This is a genomic window from Neoroseomonas rubea (genome assembly GCF_016106015.1).
In the GTDB taxonomy this organism is placed as follows: Bacteria; Pseudomonadota; Alphaproteobacteria; order Acetobacterales; family Acetobacteraceae; genus Neoroseomonas; species Neoroseomonas rubea.
This window is the reverse complement of the sequence record NZ_JACADQ010000015.1, coordinates 1-13,010: the sequence shown is the minus strand read 5'-3', so window position 1 is coordinate 13,010 and position 13,010 is coordinate 1. Positions and strand designations below refer to the sequence as shown.

At 72.1% G+C, this 13,010-nt stretch carries 14 protein-coding genes; 9 read left to right on the top strand and 5 right to left on the bottom strand.

Annotated elements, in window-relative coordinates:
- Nucleotides 1–43: 43 nt before the first annotated feature.
- From HW577_RS03535 to HW577_RS03510, 6 genes are all read left to right on the top strand, one after another.
- The gene (locus HW577_RS03535) at nt 44–496 is read left to right on the top strand and encodes a (2Fe-2S)-binding protein (RefSeq protein WP_198374683.1); all 453 of its coding nucleotides are present in this window, start codon (nt 44–46) and stop codon (nt 494–496) included.
- 11 nt (nt 497–507) lie between these two features.
- Nucleotides 508–2,742 carry a xanthine dehydrogenase family protein molybdopterin-binding subunit gene (locus HW577_RS03530; RefSeq protein WP_198374682.1) on the top strand — a complete coding sequence of 745 codons (2,235 nt, stop codon included), beginning with the start codon at nt 508–510 and terminating at the stop codon, nt 2,740–2,742.
- Nucleotides 2,743–2,822: 80 nt separating this feature from the next.
- Nucleotides 2,823–3,464 carry an imm11 family protein gene (locus HW577_RS03525; protein ID WP_198374681.1) on the top strand — a complete coding sequence of 214 codons (642 nt, stop codon included), beginning with the start codon at nt 2,823–2,825 and terminating at the stop codon, nt 3,462–3,464.
- Between the two features lie 83 nt (nt 3,465–3,547).
- Complete coding sequence (locus HW577_RS03520) at nt 3,548–3,907, top strand: helix-turn-helix domain-containing protein (RefSeq protein ID WP_198374680.1); 360 nt, start codon at nt 3,548–3,550, stop codon at nt 3,905–3,907.
- Nucleotides 3,907–5,040, top strand: coding sequence for a benzoate/H(+) symporter BenE family transporter (locus tag HW577_RS03515; protein WP_198374679.1), 1,134 nt, complete (start codon nt 3,907–3,909; stop codon nt 5,038–5,040). Before HW577_RS03520 ends, HW577_RS03515 begins: the two co-directional genes overlap by 1 nt.
- Nucleotides 5,040–5,615 carry a DUF2585 family protein gene (locus HW577_RS03510; RefSeq protein WP_198374678.1) on the top strand — a complete coding sequence of 192 codons (576 nt, stop codon included), beginning with the start codon at nt 5,040–5,042 and terminating at the stop codon, nt 5,613–5,615. Before HW577_RS03515 ends, HW577_RS03510 begins: the two co-directional genes overlap by 1 nt.
- 18 nt (nt 5,616–5,633) lie before the next feature.
- On the opposite strand, the gene HW577_RS03505 is transcribed toward HW577_RS03510, so the two are convergent.
- Nucleotides 5,634–6,593 carry a tripartite tricarboxylate transporter substrate binding protein gene (locus tag HW577_RS03505; RefSeq protein WP_198374677.1) on the bottom strand — a complete coding sequence of 320 codons (960 nt, stop codon included), beginning with the start codon at nt 6,591–6,593 and terminating at the stop codon, nt 5,634–5,636.
- Between the two features lie 127 nt (nt 6,594–6,720).
- Nucleotides 6,721–7,155, bottom strand: a complete 435-nt coding sequence (locus tag HW577_RS03500; protein ID WP_198374676.1) for a MaoC family dehydratase — start codon at nt 7,153–7,155, stop codon at nt 6,721–6,723.
- Nucleotides 7,156–7,215: 60 nt separating this feature from the next.
- On the opposite strand from HW577_RS03500, the gene HW577_RS03495 reads away from it, so the two are divergent.
- From HW577_RS03495 to HW577_RS03485, 3 genes are read left to right on the top strand one after another with little or no spacing between them, the layout of a single operon-like run.
- Nucleotides 7,216–8,217, top strand: a complete 1,002-nt coding sequence (locus HW577_RS03495; protein WP_198374675.1) for an NAD(P)-dependent oxidoreductase — start codon at nt 7,216–7,218, stop codon at nt 8,215–8,217.
- Nucleotides 8,214–9,233 carry a Gfo/Idh/MocA family protein gene (locus tag HW577_RS03490; RefSeq protein WP_198374674.1) on the top strand — a complete coding sequence of 340 codons (1,020 nt, stop codon included), beginning with the start codon at nt 8,214–8,216 and terminating at the stop codon, nt 9,231–9,233. The genes HW577_RS03495 and HW577_RS03490 overlap by 4 nt, the downstream gene beginning before the upstream one ends.
- Entirely contained in the window at nt 9,230–10,006 is a 777-nt protein-coding gene (locus HW577_RS03485; RefSeq protein WP_198374673.1) for a shikimate dehydrogenase family protein, read from the top strand. The genes HW577_RS03490 and HW577_RS03485 overlap by 4 nt, the downstream gene beginning before the upstream one ends.
- On the opposite strand, the gene HW577_RS03480 is transcribed toward HW577_RS03485, so the two are convergent.
- The 3 genes from HW577_RS03480 to HW577_RS03470 all read right to left on the bottom strand — a co-directional run.
- Nucleotides 9,985–11,490 (bottom strand): tripartite tricarboxylate transporter permease, encoded by a 1,506-nt coding sequence (locus HW577_RS03480; protein ID WP_332837393.1) that lies wholly within the window; start codon nt 11,488–11,490, stop codon nt 9,985–9,987. The two genes, HW577_RS03485 and HW577_RS03480, sit on opposite strands and share 22 nt — an antisense overlap.
- Nucleotides 11,487–12,017 carry a tripartite tricarboxylate transporter TctB family protein gene (locus HW577_RS03475; protein WP_198374672.1) on the bottom strand — a complete coding sequence of 177 codons (531 nt, stop codon included), beginning with the start codon at nt 12,015–12,017 and terminating at the stop codon, nt 11,487–11,489. The genes HW577_RS03480 and HW577_RS03475 overlap by 4 nt, the downstream gene beginning before the upstream one ends.
- Nucleotides 12,014–13,010 (bottom strand): tripartite tricarboxylate transporter substrate binding protein (locus tag HW577_RS03470; RefSeq protein WP_198374671.1); only part of this gene is annotated, 997 nt, incomplete at its 5' end. The genes HW577_RS03475 and HW577_RS03470, both read right to left, overlap by 4 nt.

Sequence of the window (13,010 nt, the reverse complement as noted above, 5' to 3'; positions counted from 1 at the left end):
GGCCCCATCTTCCTCGGCAAGGACAGGGTGGCAGGGGCAGGCGATGCTCGAGATCAACGTCAACGGACAGATCCACCGGGTCGAGGCGGAAGGCGACACGCCGTTGCTGTGGGTGTTGCGCGAACAGCTCGGCCTGACCGGGACAAAGTATGGCTGCGGCGTCGCGCAATGCGGCGCCTGCACCGTGCTGGTGGACGGGGAGGCGATGCGGTCCTGCTCCATGACGGTCGAGGTCGCTGCGGCGCACCGCATCACCACGATCGAGGCGATCGAGGCGCATCCGGTCGGCCGGCGCGTCGTCGAGGCCTGGGTCGCCCACCAGGCGCCGCAATGCGGCTACTGCCAGTCCGGCCAGGTGATGGCCGCGACCGCACTGCTCACCGCGACGCCGAAGCCGACGCCCGAGCAGGTTCGGGAGGCGATGACGAACATCTGCCGCTGCGGCACCTACAACGCCATCGCCGCCGCCATCGGCGCCGCGGCCGAGGCCGGTTGAAGGGGGCGGCGATGCGCATCGAGGACATGCTGCCCGAAGGCCGCCCCGTGAACCTCTCCCGCCGCGGCATGTTCGCCGCGGCAGGAGCGGGGCTTTTCCTCGGCCTCGCCCTGCCGGCGCGCCGGCCGGCGGCGCAAGGCTCCGCTGCCGCGGCGCTGCGCCACGCGACCAAGGTCGGCGTCTACCTCCGCATCGCGCCCGATGGCGTGGTGCACCTGCAAAATCCCTTCGTCGAGGGCGGCCAGGGGATCGATTCCGCCATCGCGCAGATCGTCGCCGAGGAACTCGACGCCGACCCGGCGCGCTTCTTCGTCGCCTGCGCGCCGGCGGGCGAGGATTTCCGTGTCATGCAGGGCGGCAATGCCCGCTTCACCGGCGGGTCCTTCTCCGTCCGTTCCTCCTTCGCGCATTTCCGCACCCTCGGCGCCACCGCGCGCGCCATGCTGATCGAAGCGGCGGCCGCGCGCCTCGCCGTGCCGGCGAGCGTGCTCTCGACCGACCCGGGCCGGGTCCTGCACGCCGCCACCGGCCGTGCGCTCTCCTACGGCGAACTGGCCGAGGACGCGGCGGCACTCGCGCCGCCGGGCAACGCGCCGCTGAAGGACCCGGCGCGCTTCCGCCTGATCGGCCACGCGCAGCCGCGCCTCGATGTGCGCGCCAAATCCACCGGCAACGTGACCTATGCCATCGACGTGAAGGTCGAGGGCATGCTGCTCGCCGCCGTCCTCCACGCGCCGCGCGCCGGCGCCCAGCCCGCTGCGGTGACGAACGAGTCCGCGCTGCGCGCCCTGCCCGGCGTGCATTCCGTCCATCGCCTGCCCGGCGCGGTCGCCGTCGTCGCCGACACATGGTGGCGCGCGAAGAAGGCGGCGGACCAGGCGCAGGTCGCCTGGGCGGCGCTGCAAGGGCCCGTGATGGCCGAGGATTTCTCGCCCGCGACCATGCTCGACCGGCTGAAGGCGGCCGCCGGCACGCCCGGCAACACCGCGGAGGAGGCAGGCGACCTCCGTGCCGCGCTCGCCGGTGCGGCGCGCGTGATCGAGGCCGAATACGACGCGCCCTACCTCGCCCATGCGCAGATGGAACCGGCCTCGGCCACCGCGCGCTTCAACGCGGATGGCTCGCTCGATGTCTGGGTGCCGAACCAGGCGCCGGATTTCTTCCGCGCCAGCGCCGCGCGCGTCGCGCAGCTCGAACCGGAGAAGGTCCGCATCCACTCCCCGCCGCTCGGCGGCTTCTTCGGCCGGCACTTCGCCTATGGGCCGGCGAACGCGCATCCACAGGCGATCCTGCTCGCCAAGGCCACCGGCCGCCCGGTGAAGGTGATCTGGAGCCGGGAGGAAGAGTTCGCCCGCGACGCCTACCGCCCGCTGTCCTTTGCCACCTTCCGCGCCGGCCTCGATGCGGCCGGGGAGATCGTCGCCTTCCAGGCGGCGGGCTATGGCGAAGGCCCCATCTCGCGCCATTTCGGTGCGGCCCGGCTGGGCAACCCGCCGGTCGACGGCTCGGTGATGGAGGGACTGACCGGCAAGCCCTACCGCTTCCCGGTCAAGCGCGTGGAATTCGTGCCCGTGCCGCATCCGCCGGGGGTCAATCTCGGCTTCTGGCGGTCCGTCGGGCATTCGATGAACGACTTCTTCTTCGAATCCTTCCTCGACGAGATCGCCGCGGCGGCCGACCGCGATCCCTTCGCGCTGCGCGTGGGGCTGCTCGCGCATTCCGAGCGGCACCGCACGCTGCTGCAGGCAGTCGCCGACCTGTCCGGCGGCTGGCGGCGCGGGCCCTTCACGGCCGCCGACGGCACGCGCCGCGCACGCGGCGTCGCCATGGCATCGCCCTTCGGATCGGAGGTCGCGACCATCGCCGAGGCCTCGGTGCAGGATGGCGAGGTCGTCGTGCACGACCTGTGGATCGCGATCGACCCGGGGCGCGCGGTGAACCCGCGCACCATCGAGGAACAGGTGCAGTCCGCCGCGGCCATCGGGCTGTCCTCCGCGCTCATGGAAGCGATCGGCTTCGAGCGCGGGGAGGTGACGACGCGCAACTTCGACACCTACCAGGTGCTCCGGCGGGACCGGATGCCACGCGTGCACACGCGCATCGTCGAAAGCGGCGCGCCGATGGGCGGCGTGGGGGAGCCCGGCACGCCAGGCGTGCCGCCGGCGGTGGCGAACGCGGTGTTCGCGCTGACGGGGCAGCGGCTGCGGAGCATGCCGTTCGACAGGACGCGGTTGTCCGGGGCTTGAAGGTCGGGGGAGGGGAACCTCCCCCGAGCCCCCTCCCTTTTCTATCTTCCGGGTACCGACTGGGGGAGGCGCGGCATCCGATGGCAGCGATCATCGCATTCTCGCACGATCCGAGATTTTCGCCGGACGTCCGCGGGGCACCAAAGGAGGGGCCGGGCGCTGGTGTGCTCACCGACGCCGCCTATGAGCGATGCCGCTGGCTCGGTATGGACTTCGGCAACAAGGCCGTCCGCTTCGACCCGGCCGACGTGAAGACCGAGTTCTGGCTTACATCACGGCAGAAGACGCTCGCCGACTTTCTACCGGTCGTGGCCCGATGGGGCGTCTCAGCAGAATTCCGGGAGGTGGTGGAAGCTTTCGAGCCTGGGCTGCACCAGTTCTTCCCTATCATGATCCGCCGGCCCAACGGCAAGCCGATCGAGCGGCTTGACGGGCGGGAAGTCGCGCCGGGCCAGTACTTCATCATGAACCCGCTGGTGCGCATCAACTCGCTGCTGCCTGAGGAATGCATTGGCAAGCAGGGACAACGCCGCAAGACCCTGAACGAGGTGCTGCGCACCGTCGACGACCTGTGCGTCTCGCGGGCGGTGATCGCGGGCCGACACCTGTGGGTGGATGCGTACTTCGGGGGAGGTGAACTCTTCGTCTCGGACGCGTTCCTCGCCGCGATTGAGGAGAAGGGGCTGAAGGGCTTTCGCGTGCAGAAGGTGCGGGAGGCCTAGCGCCCGCCCCCCAACAGGCAAAGAAGGTTGGGGGGCCACGGGGGGAAGTTCCCTTCCCCCCGCCTCTTCTCCATAACCCCCTCATGACCCCCTTCGGCGCCCGCCTGCGCGCGCTGCGCGAGCAGCGCGGCGTGACGTTGAAAGACCTCGCCGCCGCGCTCCAGGTCTCGGCGGCCTATCTCTCCGCGCTCGAGCATGGCCGCCGCGGCCGGCCCTCCGCGGGCCTGGTCCACCAGGTGAACGAGTTCTTCGGCCTGATCTGGGACGATGCCGAGGAGCTTGCGCGCCTCGCCCGCCAATCCCATCCGCGTGTCGTGCTCGACACGGCGGGCCTCGCGCCGGAGGCGACGGAGCTCGCCAACCGGCTGGCACGGGAGATCCGGCAGTTGCGGCCAGAGGACATCGCCGCGCTGACCGCCACGCTCGACCGGGCGGTGCGCTGATGCAGGCGGTCTCGGCCGGGCTGCTGGCGGGGTTCGTCGGCTTCGCTTCCTCCTTTGCCGTCGTGCTCCAGGGTCTTGCGGCGGTGGGTGCCTCGCCGGCGCAGGCTGCCTCGGGGCTGATGGCGCTGTCGGTCGCGATGGGGCTTGCGGGCATCGTGCTCTCGCTGCGGCTGCGGCTGCCGGTCAGCGTCGCCTGGTCGACGCCAGGGGCAGCGCTGCTTGCGGCCACGGCCGCACCGGCGGGCGGCTTTGCCGAGGCGGTCGGCGCCTTCCTGCTGTGCGGCGCGCTGCTGACGATCGCCGGGCTGTGGAAGCCGCTCGGGCGCGCGGTGGCGGCGATTCCGGCGCCGCTCGCCAACGCCATGCTGGCGGGGATCCTGTTCACGCTCTGCCTTGCCCCGGTCCGCGCGGTGGCGGAACAGCCGCTGGCGGGCATCGCCATCATCCTCGCCTGGGCGGTGGTGGCGCGGGTCAACAGGTTGCTTGCGGTGCCGGCGGCGGTCGCCGTCGCGGTCGGCGTCATCGCGGCATCGGCGCCGATGCCGATGGAAGGATGGGTGCCGCGACCGGAATTCGTGGTCCCGGACCTGTCCTTCGCGGCCGTTACGGGCATCGCGCTGCCGTTGTTCATCGTCACCATGGCGTCGCAGAACATTCCCGGCCTCGCGGTGCTGTCGGCCAATGGCTACCGGCCGGAAGCCGGGCCGTTGTTCGCGACCACGGGCGCCTTCAGCCTGCTGTCCGCGCCGTTCGGCGCGCATGCGGTGAACCTCGCGGCGATAACCGCGGCGCTGTGCGCGGGGGATGGCGCGGGGCCGGACCCGGCGCGGCGCTGGGTGGCGGCGGTGGTGGCAGGCTGCGTCTATGTGCTGTTCGGGCTGCTGGCCGGGGCGGTGACGGTCTTCGTCGCGGCAGCGCCGCCGGTGCTGATCCAGGCGGTGGCGGGGCTTGCCTTGCTCGCACCCTTGGGGGGCGCGATGCTCGGCGCGGTGCATGCGCCGCAGGGGCGGGAAGCGGCGCTGGTCTGCTTCGTGGTCACGGCCTCCGGCGTCGCCTTCCTCGGCATCGGCGGGGCCTTCTGGGGATTGCTCGCGGGGGGCGGGATGATGCTGCTGGCGCGGTGGCGGGCGTGATGGCGGCGTGGCTGCCCTGGGCGGCGATGGGCGCGATCCTGGCGGGCGTGGCCGCGATCCAGTTCGCGATCGGACGGCTGTGGATCTGCGCCTGCGGCTATGTCTCGCTGTGGCATGGCGATGTCTGGTCGTCGGGCAATTCGCAACACCTGACGGACTGGTACACGCTGTCGCACCTGGCGCATGGCTTCGTCTTCTACGCGCTGCTGTGCTGGCTGCGGCCGGGCTGGTCGGTCGCGTGGCGTGCCGTGGCGGCGCTGGTGATGGAGGGGGCCTGGGAGGTGGTGGAGAACACCTCCCTCATCATAGATCGGTACCGGGAGGTGACGGCCTCGCTCGACTACCACGGCGACAGCATCGTCAATTCCTTCGGCGACGGGGTCGCGATGCTGGCGGGGTTCTTCCTGGCCGCGCGGCTGCCGGTCATGGCCTCGGTCGTGATCGTCATCGGGATGGAGGGCGTCGCGGCCTTGATGATCCGCGACAACCTGCTCCTCAACGTGCTGATGCTGCTCTGGCCGCTCGAGGCGGTGCGGGAGTGGCAGATGCAGGGCGCGCCGCCCGGCGCGCGATGAGCCGGGCGGCCGTCGCGGTCACGCCCGCCAGGGCTGGCGGCGCCAGAGGTCGGCATACTGCCCCTGCACGCGCCGCATGCGCGCTTCCCAGACCGGGCCGGGCTCGTAGCGCGGCTCGATAAACTGGGCCTCGAAGGTCGCGCGCGTCGCGGGGTCTTCGGCGGCTTCCTTCACCGCTTCCCGCAGCCGCTCGAGGATTCCGGCCGGCGTGCCGGCGGGCACGACGATGCCGCGCTCGGAATACATCTCGATCTCAAGTCCCATGCTGCGGAAGGTCGGCGTCTCCGGCGCGAAGCGGCTGCGCTCGGCGCCGCCATGGGCGATGTAGCGCATGCCCTGCGGCGACGGCGCGTATTCGCCGATCGAGACGGTGTTCGCCGCCACCTGCCCGCCCATCAGCGCGGTGCGCTGCTGCGGCGCGCCGTTGAAGTGCACGAGGGTGAAGCGCGCCCCCGTCGCCTGTTCCAGCAGCACCATCAGCAGGTGGTCGTCGGTGCCGATGCCGGAGGTGGAGACGGTCAGCTCCTCCGGCCGCTCCCGCCCCATGCGCACCAGGTCGGCCAGGTCGCGGATCGGCCCGTCCGCCTTCACCATCAGCCCGGTCGGATCGGTCATGATGTTGCCGACGAAGGCGAAGGAATCGAGCGTGTACTGCGCCCGGCGTTCCACCGGCACCGTGACGAAGGAAGGCATGTTGGTCAGCCCGATCACATGCCCATCGGGGCGGGAACGGGCGACGTAGGTCAGCGCGATCTCCGACGACGCGCCCGGCCGGTTCACCACCGTGACCGGCTGGCCGAGCCGCGGTTCGAGGTGGCGGGCGAAGAGCCTCGCGACGATGTCCGTCCCGCCGCCCGCGGCGAAGCCGACGACGAACTCGATCGGGCGGTCCGGGCGCCAGGGTGTCGCGATCGCCGGCGCGGCGAAGGGCGTGGCGAAGAGGGCGCCGAGGGTCGTGCGGCGGGTCAGCGTGGTCATGCGGTCCTCCCGAAGATCGTGGCCGCAGATGTGCCGGTTCGGGCCCCGCTGTGCAGGGGTCTTCGCGCCTTCCCGCGCGTGAAGCGGCAAAGGCTTCGACAGGATCCGCCGCGATTTCGTGAAGGATTTACAGCGCCGCGACCCACTTCATCACGTGCCGGCCCGCGAGGACCGTCTCGCCGCGCTGGTTCAGCACCTCGATCCGGCTGTCGCTGCGCCGCGCGGCGGCGTCGAGTGCCTCCACCATATAGCGCGCCGTCAGCGTGTCGCCGATGAAGGCGGGCTTGAGGAAGCGCACCCGGTCGTAGCCGAGCGAGGCCGGCGTGCCCTCCGCCCCCGCGGCGATGCTGCGCTGCGCGATCAGCGACGCGCAGGTCGAGCAGAGGCCAAGGACCAGCGACCCATGCGCGATCCGCCCGCCGAAGGCGGTTTCCCGCGCATAGTCCGCGTCCATGTGCAGCGGGTCGAAATCGCCGGTGATGGCCGCGCACAGCGCGATGTCCATGTCCGTGACCGTGCGCGCGAAGGACACGGCGTCCCCGATCTCGAGCCCGAAGCGCATCGGCGGTTTCCTTCCCGTGCGGAGAGGATAGGCTGGCCGCGACGGGGGAAGGAAGCGGCCATGCTGCGCGTATTCCTGGCGCATACGCCGGAAATGTTCGAGGGCTACTACGGCGCGCGCGCGCTCGCCGCGCTGCAGCGCCATGCGGAGGTGGTGCGCAACCCGGGCTCCGCCGTGCTGTCCGGCGCGGCGCTGGCGGAAGCCGCCCGCGGCTGCCAGGCGATCGTCGCGGACCGCGCGACGCCCGGCACGCCGGAGACGTTCGGCGCGGCGCCCGATCTCGTCGCCTTCCTGCGCGTCGCGGTCGATATCAGCACCATCGACGTGGCGGCTGCGAGTGCTGCCGGCGTGCTCGTCACGCGCGCGACGCCGGGCTTCGTGGACAGCGTGACGGAACTCGCCCTGGGCTACATGGTCGATCTCGCGCGCGGCGTGTCGGGCCATGTGCAGGCCTATCGGCGCGGTGAGGAACCTGTTGGGCGGATGGGGCTGCAGCTCTCCGCCGCGACGCTCGGCATCGTCGGCTTCGGGCGGATCGGACGGCGGCTGGCGGAGGTCGCGCTCGCGCTGGGCATGCGGGTGCTGGTGGCCGATCCCTTCGCGACGGTCGAGGATCCCCGCATCGCGCAGCTGCCCATGGAGGCGCTGCTCGCCGAGGCCGACATCACCGTCTGCCTCGCCATCTCGGACGCCGCCACGCGCAACCTGTTCGACGCGGCGGCCTTCGCGCGCATGAAGCGCGGCGCCCGCTTCATCAACCTCTCGCGCGGGGAGCTGGTGGACGAGCAGGCGCTCGCGGCCGCGCTCGACGCCGGGCACATCGCCGGCGCGGCGATGGATGTGGGGCGCGCGCAGGACCAGCGACCCTCCGCCGTCCTCGCGCGTCGGCCCGACGTGATCGCGACGCCGCATATCGGCGGCATGACGCCGGAGGCGATGGAGCACCAGGCGATGGACACCGTGCGCCAGGTCGCGGCGCTGGCGCGGGGCGAGATGCCGGAGGGCGCGGTGAACGCGGCAGCCGCGCACCGGCTCTCCCGCCTCGGGGTGCGCCCGGCATGATCGGTGTCGGCATCGTCGGGCTCGGCATGGCGCTGAAGCCGCATGCGCTGGCGCTGCGGGACCTCACAGCGGCGGGGCGCGTGCGGGTGGTGGGTGGCGCGGCGCCCTCGGCCGAACGCCGAGCCGCCTTCACCGCCGCATGGGGCTGGCCGACCTTCGCGAGCGTGGAGGCGCTGCTGGCCGCGCCCGGGCTCGACCTGGTGCTGATCCTGACGCCGCCCGCAACCCACCTGCCGCTCGGTGAAGCCGCGCTGGCGGCCGGCAGGCACATCCTGGTGGAGAAGCCGGTCGAATGGGACGCGGCGCGGGCGACGGCGCTGGCCGACGGCGTCCGCCGAGCAGGGCGCGTCGGCGCCGTCGTCTTCCAGCACCGCTTCCGCCCCGCGGCGCGCCGGCTCAAGCAGGTGGTGGCCGAAGGGGCGCTGGGCGACCTCCTCTCCTGCTCCGCCAACATCCGGTGGTGGCGGGACGAGGCCTATTTCGCCACGCCCGGGCGCGGCATGAAGGCACGCGACGGCGGTGGCGTGCTGCTGACCCAGGCGATCCACACGCTCGACCTGCTGCTGCACCTCGCCGGGCCCGTCGCGGGCGTGCGCGGCATCGCGCGCACCTCGCCGCTGCGGGCGATCGACACGGAGGACATGGCGGCCGCCGCGCTGCGCTTCACGAGCGGCGCGGTCGGCGCGGTGGATGCGACGACGGTCGCCCGCCCCGGCTTCCCGGAACGCATCGAGATCGCCGGCACCAGGGGCAGCGCGGTGCTGGTCGCCGAGCGGCTCGACCTCCACATCGCCGGCCAGGCGCCGGAGGTGATCGACCATGGCAGCGCGGGCGGCGGCGGCGCCGACCCGATGGCCTTCGACCACGGCCCGCACCGCGCCATGATTCTCGAAGTCCTGGACGCGATCGAAGCCGGCCGCGCGCCGTCCAACGACATCGCGACCGGTCTGCCGGTGCAGCGGCTGATCGAGGCCTGGCTGCGCGCGAGCGACAGCGGGCGGGAGGAAGCGCCATGAGCATCGGCGGTGCGACGCGGCTCTTCGGCATCCTCGGCGACCCGGTCTCGGTCGTGCGCAGCCCCGGCTGGTGGAATGCGCTGTTTGCGCGGCTCGGGCGCGATGCCGCCTTCGTGCCGCTGCAGGTCAGCGCGGCCGACCTGCAGCGCGCCTGGGCGGGGCTGACGGCGATCGGCAACATCGACGGGCTGGTGCTGACCATGCCGCACAAGCAGGCGGTGCTGCCGCTGCTCGACGCGCTGGGTCCTGCCGCGCGGCTGGTCGGTGCCGTCAACACCGCGCGGCGCCTGCCGGATGGCCGCTGGGAAGGGGAGATGTTCGACGGGGAGGGCTTCGTCGCCGGGCTGCGCGCGCGCGGCATCGCGCCGGAGGGGCGACGCGTGCGGCAGAAGGGCTGCGGCGGGGCTGGGCGCGCCATCGCCTTCGCGCTCGCCCGCGCGGGCGTTGCCTCGCTGATGCTGGAGGACGCGGTGCCTGGCCGCGCCGATGCGCTCGCCGCCGAGGTGATTGCGGCCTTTCCCGCGGTCGCCGCATCGGGCGCGCCCGACCTGCTGGTCAACGCGACGCCGCTCGGCCTCGCGCCCGGGGACCCGCCGCCCTTCGACCTCGCATCGCTGGCGCCGGCGCTCGCGGTGGCGGATGTGATCCCGAACCCCGAGGTCACGCCGCTGATCGCCGCTGCCCGCGCGGCGGGTTGCGCGACCGCGACGGGGCGCGACATGTTCGAGGGACAGGCGCGGCTCGCTGCCGCCTATTTCGGCATCGCCGCCTGACGGCGGCGGAACAGCGCCCCGAAGCCCGGGATCGACCAGGCGACGGCCACGAGCGTCAGTGCGCAAAGCCCCATGCTGATCGGCCGCGTGAAGAACGGCGTCAGGTCGCCGCCCGAGAGCACCAAGCCCCGCAGCAGGTTCTTGTCGAGCAGGTCGCCGAGCACGATGCCGAGGACGAGCGGCGCCATCGGGAAGCGGAGCTCCCGCAGCACGAAGCCGACCAGCCCCGCGCCCAGCATCACCCAGATGTCGAACAGGCGGGAGGTGATGGCGAAGGCGCCGACGGTGCAGAGCACGAAGACCACCGGCATCAGGCGTTCGCGCGGGATCAGCAGGATCCACAGTAGCGGCTTCACCAGCACCAGGCCGTAGAACAGCTTCACCATGTCGGCCACGATCAGCATGGCGACGATCTGGTAGATGAATTCGGGCGAGGTGATCGCGAGCATCGGCCCGGGATTGAGGCCGTGGATCATCATCGCTGCCATCAGCACCGCGGCGGGCGCCGAACCAGGCACGGCCAGGGTGAGGACGGGTATGATCGCGCCGGGCACGCAGGCGCTCTCGCCCGTCTCGGCGGCCATCAGTCCCTCGACGCTGCCCTTGCCGAATTTCTCCCGCTCCGCGCTCGCCCGCTTGGCCGCGGCGTAGGAGGACCAGGCGGCGATGTCCTCCCCCAGCCCGGGCATGGCGCCGATGAAGGTGCCGATCGCGCCTGATCGGAAGATGGTCCGCCAATAGGCCGTGATGTCGCCGATGCGCGGGATGACGGAGTCGATCTTGGACGAGACCGCCTTCACCGCGGGCCCGCGCATGGAGGAGAGCACCTCCGCCACGCCAAAGACGCCAACCAGCACGGGCAGCAGGCCGAGCCCGCCGGCCAGGTCGCCATTGCCGTAGGCGAAGCGCGCATAGGCGTGGTTCGTCTCCTGCCCGATGCTCGCGACGAACAGGCCGATGAATCCGGCGATGTAGCCCTTCAGCGGATCGCCGCCGGAGAGCGAGCCCGCGATGACGATGCCGAACATCGCCACCCAGAACATTTCATAGGAACCGAACTGCAGCGCGAATTCCCCGAAGCTCGGGGCAAACAGCGCGAGGATCAGCGTGCCGAACAGAGTGCCGAGCCACGATCCGGCGGTGGAGATGCCCATCGCCCGTCCGGCGAGCCCCTGGCGCGCGAGCGGGAAGCCGTCCAGCGTGCTGGCCGCGCTCGCCGGCGTGCCGGGGATGTTGAGCAGGATGGCGCTGCGCGACCCGCCATAGATCGCGCCGACATAGACGCAGACCAGCACGAGCATCGCGACATTCGGGCCCATGCCGAAGGTCAGCGTGGTCAGCAGCGCGACGCCCATCGTCGCGGTCAGCCCGGGGAGCGCGCCGATGACGATGCCGATCAGCACGGCCCAGAGGGCGTGGAAGGCCGCCCCGCCGGCGAAGACATGGCCGAACCCGCCGGCCAGCATGGAGAGCGCGTCGGTCACGGCAGGCGCAGCAGGAACAGCTTTTCGAAGACGAGCGTCACGGCGATTCCGGTGCCGAGGCCGATCGCCGCGGCTTCGACCAGCCGGCGCACCCGGCCCGCCGGGCCGGCACTCCATTCGAAGGTCGCGGTGAAGGCGAAGACGAAGAGCGCGGAGGCAAGCCAGAAGGGCACACGCCCCACCATCACCCCGGCGTAGAGGATGCCAAGCGCCGCCGCGATCGCAAGCCGCCGCCCATCCGTCCCGCCCTGCGCGACCGGGCCATGCGCCGCCCAGCCGCCACGGCGCAGCGCACGCAGGGCGAGCAGAACCGACAGCAGCGCGATCATCGCGCCGTGGAAGCCCGGCACGATGCCGGGTGCGGTCAGTCCCGTGCCCGACTGCTCGACGAAGCGCGGCATGGCGAGCGCCTGCTGCACGATGGCCACGCCGAGCGCGAAGAGAACCGCCGCGGTGACGAGATCGGCGCGCGGGGAGGCAGGCGCCTTCTCACCCTCGAAGGGTGAAGGCGCCGTCCCCTCGCTCAAAGCCGGGCGATCCCGAGCGTGTCGGGGCTCACCCGCGCCTTGCCGCCGTCGAAGTAGAGCCAGGCGGTCTGGCGGATCATCTTCCACGCCTCGTCATGTGCGGCCTGCCCGTGCAGCGGCGTGAACAGCGCAGCGCGACTCGCGGCATAGTCCTTCAGCCGCTGCGAGTTCGCGATCGTGTTCGTCCACAGCTGCGTCATGGTCGCGACGACGTTCTGCGGCACGCCCTTGGGCGACCAGATGCCGAAGTAGTTGAGCGGCGCGGGGATGTCGGGAATCCAGCGGCGGACGGAGGGGATCTCGATCGCCGCCACATTGCCCTGCGCGGCGAGCGTCACCGGGTTCTCGGCCTGCACCGCCAGCGGGACCAGGCGGCGGGCGCGGATCATCTCCGCGGCTTCCACGAGCAGCACGGCGCCGAGCGGCGTCTCGCCCGACACGGTCGCGATCATCGCCGGGTTGCCGCCATCATAGGTGGCGTGGCGATACTGCAGCTGCGTCGCGGCGCGCAGTGCCTCCATCATGTTGTGCCCGGCGGAGGACACGCCGGCGGTGGCGATGCCGATGCCCTGACCGCGCGTCTTGAGCGCCTCAAGCGCCGCGCCGAAGTCGCGGAAGCCCGATTGCGGGTTGGCGACCAGCACGTTCACATTCGCCACCGCGAGGAACAGGTTCCAGTCGGACAGCTGCGTGTCGAGCAGGCCGAGCACCTTGTAGCAGCCGACATCCACCGCCGCGCCGGCGGCCCAGGTCAGCCCGTCCTTCGCGGCTTCCAGCGCGTTACGCGTGCCGATGGAGCCCGAGGCGCCAGGCTGGTTCACCACCACCACGCGCTGGCCGAGCGGGCCTTCGAGTTCCGCCGCCACGATGCGCGCCATCTGGTCGGTGGAACCGCCCGCGGCCCAGGGCACGATGATGGTCACCGGCCGATCGGGCCGCCAGGCGCCCTGGGCGCGCAGCGTCGCGGGGGCGGCGGCGCCGGCGGCGCCGGCG